Genomic DNA, 8,103 nt, shown 5'->3' on the forward strand with positions numbered 1-8,103 from the left:
CGCTCCCGAAAGGGCCTCTTCAGTCGCTTAGATTGGAGGCCATGTCCTCAGCCTTCCAGTCGGTGTCGCGCTCCTCGATGGCCAACGTCTTGAACCCCGCATCCGCCCCCGACAACGCATACAGCGCTTGCCCCCGGTTGAGGGTGTCGACAATTCCCGCAAGGTCCCTGGAACTGGAGGCGCGCAGTATGGGCATGGATTTTTTTCACCGGGATAGATGCCTGCACGAACATGTAGCGATGGAGCGAGCTAAAGCCGCGGCGGACGAACGGCTACTCGCTCTGCTGGACCAGCGCCCCGGCGTGCGCGATCGCCGGGCTGAGAGTGGCATACGCATAGTCAGCATCCTACGGCCCATGACTGGCGTGTCTCACCAGTACGCCGGCGGGATAGACAAGGGCTGGCCGGTGGAATTCGAGCACGATCTGGAGGCAGACGCCTTTGGCCCGGCACCAGAGTGACATGGTTTGCCGGCAACTGACACACTCGAACGTCCGTTGATCGTCGCCCGCGTAATGCGGCACGTGATCCCCGAAGCGCTTAGCGTGTACGCCATCAATGCGGCTGCGGGCTTGCCATCGTCAGTGATCCGCGGTTCAACGACTTCTTGCACCAGGCCTTGGCAGCCGCCGCAGGCCCACTTGCCATAGCTGTGGCGGTGCGCGAAGAACTCCGCCAGCAATGTCCATTTGCTCGCTGACGCCCTCTCCCACGCATGCCATCCCTTGTCCGCAGCCTGATGTCCGGCAACGCTCGTCCCCGTGCTCGCAGTGGCATCCAACTCAGCGAAGGTGAGCGGGCAGTGACTGGCCCCTGGGTCTGAGCGTGCTGCAACTAGACTTATTGACTGGCCTCGTCGTCGGCCAGCGGCCTCGAACAGTCGGCGGGTTCACGCCGCGTTTGAGTGACACGCGATCCACAGACACGCCCTCCTGGCGGATTTGTTCCAGCGCCGTCATTGAATTCGGCGCTGTGCTCACGCCGGTGCGGCCCGCTCAACTGTCGACACCTAACTCATCGTCTCCACGATCTTGCTGCTTACAGGCACCCGTTTGGACACTTGTGGCTCGTCTTCGTCCTCACTCTGCTCACAGCCGTGCTCGATACCCCGAGAGAACAACATCCATAGAGCCCACTCCGGCGGACAGGCACCAGTGCGACTTGGACGCTCGCCGCAATTGCCATTTTTGTCCCGGCTCCGAATCACAACACCTTTTCATATGCATTCGTCGCCCAATCCTGCCGTCAGTTTGACGACACTGAATCCCGTAAGTACATCGAACCGTGGGAGCACCGCCAATTCGATGTACGTTGCTATTCGCATTTTTACCCCATGCAATCATTCCTCGGCAATTTTCGATCATGCAAAAGCAACACAAAATCACTGTTCAGGTAGCGATCGCGTCCACTGATGGCCCTCTTTTCGAGAAACTCAGCACCTTTGCAGGCCACGCAGGGAGCAGAGAGCGCGCTCATTACATTAAGACCTTACTAATTCGCGGGTACGAAGTACTTGAGCGAGTTCCCAGCGTGAGTGCTTTGCCCAATCAATCTCCATCTGCCGTCCCGCGCGCGCCCGTAAAGTCACACAAATTCTAGGAGTAGGTAATGTCGAAAAAGGCTACAGACCAACTTGTTGTGGGAATGGACATTGGATATGGCAACATAAAAATGGACTGGGGAGACGGCGACCTTGCATACCCAGCACGAGTGAAGCCTGATTGGTTCGGTGCGACCGAAAGCCATAAACTGAATGGGATGCGAGCCAGCTATGATGAAGTAAAGGTGTTGGTAAATGGCCGATACTATTGGATTGGTCCGGATACCCATTTATACGTTCCCGAGCCGATAGTGACTGATACTTATAGTGACAGCCCAGAATACGAGGCGCACGTCATCGGAGGCCTGCACTACATGTTTCGCAAGAGCGGCGTCATTAGAAGATCCATCCACAAGCTCGTACTCGGATTGCCGCTCTCGCAGTTTTCTCTGAGACGAGAGACGTTGCGTCAACGCTATCAGGGGAAGCGACTCTCAATTCCAACGCCTCCCTCACTCGAAGCCCGATACGGCCCTGAAATTGCGGTACGCCTCCAGAATGTCGAGGTTGTCCCGCAACCCGTTGGGAGCTTAGTGTACTGGGCGACGAGAGAGGGAAGCGAGGAAGACCTCAACGGCGAGCGCGCCAATCTGGTCATTGATCCGGGGGAGCGGACTTTCGATTGGTATGCAGCCAGGGGCACGAAGCCAATCTACGACGAATCAGGAGCTATCCCGGAAGGGATGGCCTCTATTATTTACAGACTGGCGAATACAATGACGAGAGAATTAGGGATCCATATCGATTACTACACAGCGAGCCGTGGGTTAAGGCGAAACGAGCTTGCACTGATCGGCGCGGGAATGATCGACATGGGCCCCTACCATGCGAAGGCGAAAGAATTTGCGGACGATGTAACGGATCAACTCAAGAAGCGTTTGGTGTCGACTGCGTTCGACAATGTGGTGCTCACCGGCGGCGGCCTGCCGCTATTTGAGGAGGCCATCCGAAAGTGCTTCCCTCCAGATATAGTTCGCGTTGTCGCCGAGCCGATGATGGCAAACGCCCGGGGTTTCTATCAATGGGGAGCAGCGGAAGACTGACCAAGAGCAGGTCTGCGCCGATCATTGAATCGGCGTGGACATGAATGATTCTCATCTATCGACCATACTCGTTGGCTGGCGAGGTTTGCGAAGCGCGTCCTCGAAGAGGGACGCTTAGGCACCGCACCTGCAACTGGAGGACACCACGCTGCCGTTGCTCGAACTCGGGCTCGGCACCGAGTGGCTACCTCGGAGCCTGGCCAGGGCGAGAGAACGGGCTGTGGGTGTATCACCCACCGGCGGTCATGTTCAAGTTCGCCGAATTCCGTGCCGGCACCCACCCGCTCACGCCGAGATCTCAGTTTGCGTGGCATTCCCCACGCATGACAACGCACGTGGCCCTGACGGCCCATTCCTCCACAATCAGCGGCCGACATATCCTTCTCATCGCCGGTACCCTCCTCCTGCGAGACACCGAATAACTCGCCAGACCTGGACGGGGCTCTCATCGGAAGGCGGCTGGGCCGGACCATCTCGGTCACGCCGAAGGCAAAGGCCAATCATGCGCACGGCCTAGCCCTCTAAATCCGGCCAATATGTTTGCCAGTCATTTGGGAACAGATCCTTTCTAGTCACCGCGCCATTCGTGGCTTTCTCGATCGGCCAGCCAAACCGGATCGGCACGGGCCGCACGCCGCTAATCCATCGACTCACATCAGGCTGATGCGCGCCGATTGCGCGTGCGATTTTGCGGGCTCTGCCACGCTCTTGGGACAAGTATGTCTTGAGATCCATGACGAAATCATAGCGCTACGCTATTTGTTGTCAATAGCGTAGCGCCCATTTCAAAGCTTAGCGTTCTGCTATCTAATTAGCGTTATGCTAACACCTTCACTCATGCGAACGATCGACGAAATCAGGCGCACCAACCTCGAGCTGGCCATACAGCAGTTCGGCGGAAGGGCTGTCGCGCTCGCCAATGCCGCAGGCCTATCGGCCGCATACATCAGCCAGATCCGGACGAAAGCGCCCGACTCGAAAAGCGGGAAGCCGAAGACGCTGGGGGATGACGCCGCGCGGAAGATTGAGGCGGCAATGCGAGTCCCTGCAGGGTGGATGGATGCTGACCATGGCGCCAAAGACAATGCGCCCGTCAACGACAAATCAACGGCCGGGAACCAGGCGCACGTTTGGCCTTTCAGCACGCCGCGCGCCGAATTGGACCGACTCTCCATTCAGGACAGGGCAAATCTGGACGCAGTGATTGCTAAGTTCGTGGCAGGGTGCCTCTCATAACAAGCGCCCCTTCTGCTGAAGTGCACTCCGGAGGAGCAAGCAATCATTCACCAGACTATTGAGCCTTGAAATTAGCAGGATGCCGTAGCTAGCGGCCAATGCGAATCGCCAACAACTCTGCGCCGCCCGATTGATTGGTGGCGGAGGTTCACAAACCAAGACCTGCTACTAACAACGCACGGATTCGTCCATTTTCTCTTCACTCTTGGCCTGCTGGCGCTGATTGCCGCGATGATCCGCCCTGCCCTTGCCGCGTGGTTCATCGTAACGCCTACACCACTGGGGCCTCCGTGCTGAACAACCGTGCTGACAGCGTCTGGCAGTTTTCCTATGGATGAAAAAGGCGAAAAACCACATTCAAATCCTGTCATATGCCAATTCAACGCATCGATACAAACTTTCTTGTAGTCCCTGATACCACCCGCACTACCACTCCGGCAGAGCGGGTAGTTTCTCGACTACGGACACGTGATGGGGTCAACATGACTGTCGCACTCGCTGTAGGTGGATACGCCGTGGTTGTGCTCATTGCGCTGGTCATGGCGGTGCGCTGGGTATGCCGGAATGACCCTGGTTTTCGTGACGATGACTCGCAAGACCAGTAGAGCTGATGACATGGCGAATGTATCCCGACAGCATCAGCACATGACGACTGCTATTGACCATCTGCACGAAGCCGATGAAGTAATAGCGAAGCTCTCCGCATCGCGCCTATCTCTCGAAGACGCAAACACAATCTTGTTCGTCAGTCATTCTGATCCGAGCCTGGTAGACAGCGGATATCTGCACGATCTCTGTCTAGTTTTCGGACTGCATCAGCAGTCCGAAAACGCGGCGCAGAGCCGAGCTTTCAATGGAGTAGGAAGACCATTCACCGCCTACCCTTCGAAGGAGCCATCGGGTTGATAGAGCACATAGCGGTTGCCGATGTTGAGTGCTTTGTCGCGCAGGACCTGAGTGAACATGGTCTCCGGCACGGTGACGCCAAGTGCGGCGAGCTTGCTCCGGAAGTAAGAGAGGCCGGCACCCATCGAAGCGGTGTCGTCCAGGTTGTGATAAATGAATTCCTCCGATGGCTCTTCCGGACCATCGCACTCGGAATTCTCCTCCACGTCGGCAAAGGCCAACTCTGGTGCCGGCGGCGCATTGCAGGGCACGTTCAGGCGCTCCACCCAGAGAAAGAAGTGGTGCAGCGGCCGATCCCAGCCGAGAACGACGTCGATGCGGTAGGACCCGTGGATAGTTTCAAAGTGATGTTGGCTCATGGCAATCTCCAGGTGTGGCGCCGCGCCAGCCTTACGGCTGGCGGCGGCGGTACGGCTTACAGTGCTTCCAGCGCTTTGAGCGCCTTTTCCTTGGCGTTGGCACCAATGCCGAACCAAGCGGAGTTCAGGCGATTGTCCTGACCGCGTGCGCGGATATGGAAATCGTGGTACTCGGTGACCGCGTTGAGCAGCCCCCATGCCGTACCCCTGACACCGTCCAACCCGGCGCCCTTGCCGGCGCCGTTGAATAGCCCCATGACGGTCTTGTAGCCTCGCGACTTGGTGACATCCGGGGTTGCAATCGAACTCATCAAAGACTGCAGCACGGCGTCAGCCTGCGCGGCCGAGACCGGCTTCCGCGACAAGTTCTTCATGCGGTCGATGAAACTGCCGAAGACCTTCTCGCCGATCAAGCCGAGCTGGTCCTGCACCACGGTCGGATCGAATTCCGTGTTGTGGCGTACCTTGATCACCGAGGCGTTGGCCAACGCGGCTTGCGCGCCGTGCAGGCTCAGGTGCAGGGTGTTGTTGCAGACCACACGAACCGAGGTGAACTGCGCGGTCGTTGCGAGCGAGCCATCGCAAGATGTCGCCAGCAACAGGTAGTTCTTCACCGGATCGTTGTCGACCACTTCCGCATCGAAGCCCGTCCTGGCCAGCGCCCAGATTCGGCGCCCGCCCTTCAGGCTGCCCGCGGTCTCGAGCGTGAAGCCCGAGTGAGCGACCAGGTCACGAAAGAATTCCAGGACCTCGCCCGGCTGGACGATTTTGTAGCGATCGGAAACCACCGCCAGCGGCGCGTTGCTGTCGCTTCGGTAGAGCACGTGATGCTCCGGGAAGTCGTGCATCTCGCCATTCATGAACTGCACCGTGCTGCGGTGCAGATGCCAATCCAGCTTGGCTTCGCGGCGCCAGTCTTCGATCGTAGCGTTCTCAGTGAGCTTCTGGCCGAGGCCATGCCACGGCATTGCACCGACGTAGGCCATGGAGGCCGTGCCGTCGAGAGAGAGTTGTAGTTCGTGAGCCATTTGGAATCTCCTGGGTGGCGTTTATGACAATGCGGCTGGGTGCCGCAAAGAAAACCAGGAGGTATCGGACCTTCCGTCTACGCCGCCTCAACGGCGCAAACGGAAGCCCAGAGGGGCTTCACGAAGTTGTGGGAAGAAAGTTAGAACCCGAAGCGCGCGCAGCGCATGCGGGCTAACGGACCGGTGATGCCGGCAGTTGCCAACTCGTTGACCAGCGCAGCTATCCCCGTGTCTTTGTCCGGTACCGGAGTACGGGCCTGTTCGACATACCGTTGAACGCAGCATTTTCGGACCAAAAACGTGTTGCCCCGCTGAATGAGTACCAGTTCAATCTCCAGAGTGCGGAAGCCGGCGATCAACAGGTTGTGCGGTTTCTTGGACTTGCGTCCTCGCGACGGGCTACCAGCAGCCTCCACCTCGAGGTTCTCTTCGGGCGGTGCAAGATCCAGCCCACCCTGATCGTCTGGGTGCATTTTCATGGTTGTTGGATCTTCCTTACTGCGCCTCGCGACAGCACAAGACGGCAATTACACTGCGGATCAGCTGTCTGCTATATTCCTGGCGACTGCCGGACTGCACGCAGAAATCGACGAGACGATTGGCGCTGTCCGTGACGATCGTGCCGTATAGTACGAATGATTCCGGAGTCGCCTTGTGGAATTGATGGATGCGACCTTCGCTATCAAAAAAGCGCTCGTGATGTCGCAAAAACGCGCGTGTGATGAAATCGCGATGGTCGAACACTGGGAGCGCGTGGACCAAATCCCGGCGCTGTAACGCGCCAATGGGATAGACCAGGCCGAGCTCGTCTTCTGTGCGGTAAGCGGGCGAAATGAGCCGCGCAATATGCACGGGCTCGTCGCATTCTCGCTCGGGCTGGAGCTTCCCGAGCCGCCGCATAAATCCCTTGCCTACTGCTACCTCTGTCATTTCACCCCCTTCCGGTGCGTGCCGCCGCTGCGGCGATTTGAAAAAGGGGTAACGGGTTCAATTCTGCATCGTTTTCGGGGTGGCCGCGCAAGAGAAACGCCAAGAAAATGAATCGTGATTTGTGGTGACACACGCGCACCACAGCGGAGGTGTTAGGAAGAGAAGACATGGCGTTGACGGAAGAGCAGCAAGAGATCATCGACGATCCGTTGGACACGGCTCTGATCATGGTGATCGCCTTCTCCGGCGCGGCGAAGACCACGACCATGAAGGCGGGCACCCACCAGAAGAAGCGCGGGCTTTACCTGGCCTACAACCGAGCGGCGGCCGCTGCAGCCCAGGTGATTTTCTCGGCCAACACGGTGTGCAAGACGGTCCACGCCCTAGCCTATCGAACAGCGCACCATGCTGAATCTCGGCGCGGATACGCAGATCGAAGATCTTCCGATCGTACGGCCCATATGCATGCCTGTGCCGAACCATTGCTGAGGTATTCGCCTCAGGCCGCAACTGCTGTCCGGCTCCGCTACACGCTGGCATTTGTCGGAGGCATCGACGGCTACAACTTCCTCTATCAGGTGCGCGATCCCTTGGTGCGCCAGTTCCGCTCCTTTGCGGAAATGGCGCACTACGCGGAGGCGACGGAAGACCCGGAGACAAACCGACTCGTCAACGTCGTGAGCCTTTACGGGGACGACATCTCGTGCCTCATCCCACGCCTCGCGGCACTCTCTGACGGCACCAGAACAGACCGGCGACTTGACGCTGGCCACGGCTCACAAATCGAAAGGCCAGGACCTCTCTCTCGTGTCGTCATGGCGAACGATTCTCGATTTCGCCGACGCCGATCTGGACCTGCAGAAGGCCAATCAATCTGGCCTACGTCGCGGTCACGCGCGCGGTCCATTCGCTTCGGCCTAACAGCCACCCCTTTCAAGGTGACGAAAATTAGGGCACCCTCCGTGTCCTCGAACCGAAAATGGAGTCAGTGGCGTGGTACT

General features: G+C 58.3%; 8 protein-coding genes and 1 pseudogene. 3 read left to right on the forward strand and 6 right to left on the reverse strand.

The window, feature by feature from the left end; all coding sequences use genetic code 11:
* Positions 1-19: 19 nt before the first annotated feature.
* Positions 20-196, reverse strand: a complete 177-nt coding sequence (locus tag ACGLHR_RS37130) for a hypothetical protein (RefSeq protein WP_400100263.1) — start codon at positions 194-196, stop codon at positions 20-22.
* Positions 197-1,608: 1,412 nt separating this feature from the next.
* Between ACGLHR_RS37130 and ACGLHR_RS37135 the strand changes: the two genes are divergently transcribed.
* Positions 1,609-2,643, forward strand: coding sequence for a hypothetical protein (locus tag ACGLHR_RS37135; protein ID WP_400100265.1), 1,035 nt, complete (start codon positions 1,609-1,611; stop codon positions 2,641-2,643).
* A 513-nt stretch (positions 2,644-3,156) separates the two neighbouring features.
* Here the strand turns inward: ACGLHR_RS37135 and ACGLHR_RS37140 are convergent.
* On the reverse strand, positions 3,157-3,378 hold the full coding sequence (locus ACGLHR_RS37140; RefSeq protein WP_400100267.1) for a transcriptional regulator: 222 nt from the start codon (positions 3,376-3,378) through the stop codon (positions 3,157-3,159).
* A gap of 102 nt (positions 3,379-3,480) precedes the next feature.
* On the opposite strand from ACGLHR_RS37140, the gene ACGLHR_RS37145 reads away from it, so the two are divergent.
* The gene (locus tag ACGLHR_RS37145; protein WP_400100269.1) at positions 3,481-3,879 is read left to right on the forward strand and encodes a hypothetical protein; all 399 of its coding nucleotides are present in this window, start codon (positions 3,481-3,483) and stop codon (positions 3,877-3,879) included.
* An 878-nt stretch (positions 3,880-4,757) separates the two neighbouring features.
* Here the strand turns inward: ACGLHR_RS37145 and ACGLHR_RS37150 are convergent.
* From ACGLHR_RS37150 to ACGLHR_RS37165, 4 genes are all read right to left on the reverse strand, one after another.
* Positions 4,758-5,144: a hypothetical protein gene (locus tag ACGLHR_RS37150; protein WP_400100271.1), complete on the reverse strand. Its 387-nt coding sequence runs from the start codon at positions 5,142-5,144 to the stop codon at positions 4,758-4,760.
* Between the two features lie 56 nt (positions 5,145-5,200).
* Complete coding sequence (locus ACGLHR_RS37155; RefSeq protein ID WP_400100273.1) at positions 5,201-6,172, reverse strand: DUF932 domain-containing protein; 972 nt, start codon at positions 6,170-6,172, stop codon at positions 5,201-5,203.
* A 140-nt stretch (positions 6,173-6,312) separates the two neighbouring features.
* Complete coding sequence (locus tag ACGLHR_RS37160; RefSeq protein ID WP_400100275.1) at positions 6,313-6,651, reverse strand: hypothetical protein; 339 nt, start codon at positions 6,649-6,651, stop codon at positions 6,313-6,315.
* Between the two features lie 16 nt (positions 6,652-6,667).
* On the reverse strand, positions 6,668-7,102 hold the full coding sequence (locus ACGLHR_RS37165; protein ID WP_400100277.1) for a hypothetical protein: 435 nt from the start codon (positions 7,100-7,102) through the stop codon (positions 6,668-6,670).
* 167 nt (positions 7,103-7,269) lie between these two features.
* Here ACGLHR_RS37165 and ACGLHR_RS37170 point away from each other — a divergent pair.
* Positions 7,270-8,103: pseudogene (locus ACGLHR_RS37170) on the forward strand (hypothetical protein); the annotation flags it as partial.

It is taken from the genome of Cupriavidus sp. CuC1 (assembly GCF_044627735.1).
Taxonomy (GTDB): Bacteria; Pseudomonadota; Gammaproteobacteria; order Burkholderiales; family Burkholderiaceae; genus Cupriavidus; species Cupriavidus ulmosensis.

Coding starts and splice junctions, on each gene's coding strand:
- ACGLHR_RS37130 (WP_400100263.1), bottom strand. CDS start 196: ATGCCCATACTGCGCGCCTCCAGTTCCAGGGACCTTGCGGGAATTGTC.
- ACGLHR_RS37135 (WP_400100265.1), top strand. CDS start 1,609: ATGTCGAAAAAGGCTACAGACCAACTTGTTGTGGGAATGGACATTGGA.
- ACGLHR_RS37140 (WP_400100267.1), bottom strand. CDS start 3,378: ATGGATCTCAAGACATACTTGTCCCAAGAGCGTGGCAGAGCCCGCAAA.
- ACGLHR_RS37145 (WP_400100269.1), top strand. CDS start 3,481: ATGCGAACGATCGACGAAATCAGGCGCACCAACCTCGAGCTGGCCATA.
- ACGLHR_RS37150 (WP_400100271.1), bottom strand. CDS start 5,144: ATGAGCCAACATCACTTTGAAACTATCCACGGGTCCTACCGCATCGAC.
- ACGLHR_RS37155 (WP_400100273.1), bottom strand. CDS start 6,172: ATGGCTCACGAACTACAACTCTCTCTCGACGGCACGGCCTCCATGGCC.
- ACGLHR_RS37160 (WP_400100275.1), bottom strand. CDS start 6,651: ATGAAAATGCACCCAGACGATCAGGGTGGGCTGGATCTTGCACCGCCC.
- ACGLHR_RS37165 (WP_400100277.1), bottom strand. CDS start 7,102: ATGACAGAGGTAGCAGTAGGCAAGGGATTTATGCGGCGGCTCGGGAAG.